The organism is Bacillus hominis (assembly GCF_018332515.1).
Lineage (GTDB): Bacteria > Bacillota > Bacilli > Bacillales > Bacillaceae_G > Bacillus_A > Bacillus_A hominis.
In genome coordinates this window covers 1-1,710 of sequence record NZ_BOQD01000177.1, presented here as the reverse complement: position 1 = coordinate 1,710, position 1,710 = coordinate 1, and the positions used below count along the sequence as shown (strand labels likewise).

General features: G+C 32.5%; 3 protein-coding genes. All 3 read right to left on the bottom strand.

The annotated features are described in order from the left end of the window. Positions 1-539, bottom strand: a 539-nt coding sequence (locus KI356_RS17835; protein WP_212936029.1) for a class I SAM-dependent methyltransferase, incomplete at its 3' end; no start/stop codon positions are given. Between the two features lie 44 nt (positions 540-583). Beyond that, positions 584-1,321: a 5'-methylthioadenosine/S-adenosylhomocysteine nucleosidase gene (gene mtnN, locus KI356_RS17830; RefSeq protein ID WP_205685951.1), complete on the bottom strand. Its 738-nt coding sequence runs from the start codon at positions 1,319-1,321 to the stop codon at positions 584-586. After that, positions 1,318-1,710: DUF3885 domain-containing protein (locus KI356_RS17825; protein ID WP_212936028.1), on the bottom strand; the 393-nt coding region annotated here is incomplete at its 5' end. The genes KI356_RS17825 and mtnN, both read right to left, overlap by 4 nt.

Here is a 1,710-nt window from a genome sequence, read left to right as displayed (position 1 = left end):
AAAAGTTTTTGCACCTCATCATATGATACTTTTCTATACTCAACAATTAATTCATTGTTAATTTCTTTTCTATTTGTCTCTATCCAATCTAGAATTTGTTTTGTCTCACTTCCAGCTTGTACAACTGTAAGCAGTAATTTACCATTTTTCTTCAAGTTATATTTCATATTTTGAAGACTAATGTCTACTAAATTATTTGGTAAAAGTGAAAATGATCCAATAGGTATCATAATAAGATCATATTTTTTATTACCATGGAATTTTTCAATTCTTTCTTGAGATACAACGGGTTTCAAATTGAGTTGTTCTGCTTTCTCTTTACACATTTTAAGCATGTCTTCTGAAAGATCGAATCCCTCTATGTCCACACCATTTTGCATAAATGGAATTAGCACTCTACCATTTCCACACATTGGTTCTAACACTTTTATATTTTTATCTTTTGCAAAAGAAAGATAAAAATCCAATTCTTTTCCGGCCGCCATTGATTTATCACTTTCATATATTTTTGTGCAAAGTTCACCATAATATGTATGCAATATTATTTCACCTCTTAATTTAAAATGATCGGACAACCCTCTAACTATCTATTGTTTGCTACAGTAATCTCATAAACACGTAAAAAAGCAATTAAATGCTCACATGCTCTTTCGCATGCTAACATTTTAAAAACCTTTTGTTCTTCTTTCGTTTTGTCATCCGCTTGATCTGAGGCAGCTTTTAAACATAGAAATGGTTTTTTATTTATATGACATACATAAGCGAATGCTGCCACTTCTTGATCAACGGCTAAAGCACCGTAAACAGTATGCAGTAAATATCTCATTTCTAAACTTCGAATACGCTGATCTCCTGATAAAAAGGTACCAAAATGAACAGGATCGTATGAACGCAATTTCTTCATCCGTTTTACGAGCGATTTAGTTGTTTCAATAGGTGCTGTTCTACCATCATATAGATCAAAACTATCTTCTCCTGAACCAGCCGCTGTAACATCATGCTGCAAAGTATTAAGAGCTACAACGATGTGTCCATTTTTCACTTTATCTGATAAACTCCCGCAAATTCCTGTCATAAATAACTGGTCTGGCTGGAATTCACTTATTAATAGTTGTACACAACTAGCACAACTTACTTTACCGACACCAGTTACGACTGAAATAACTTCTAATTCATTAATAGAATGAAAATGAAATTCCCAAGCTGCTCTTTTTTCTACACGCTCACTTGGATAATGTTGATGCAAATACGTAAGTTCTGGTTCCCATGCGGATACAATTGCTATCCTTTTCATTACACACTTCACTTCCCCTACTGTCATTTAAATAAGCTATCTATATTTTCTCGTTCATAACCTGGAATCCACTCTTTATACTTCTCATATAAATCCCGTATCATTTCTTTATTCTTCGCAATGACTTCACATCCTCTATCATCATACATAAACATGACAATATCTTTCGTTGCATTAATGAGAAATACGTCTGGATAAGAAACCTCTTTTTTGCGTCCAAAACGAGGATAAAGATTTGGAAAATCTTCATGATTAGCAGCTTGAATAAGCGGTTCATATTTAATATCTTCCGCAAGACATTTTAAAGAAAATTGTGATGTACAATATAAATCTGCTTCCTCATCTTCAAATAGAAAAGGTAAAGTTTCTTGTCTTATACGAAACTTTAAATCTCTCTTCTTAATATATTTATTATA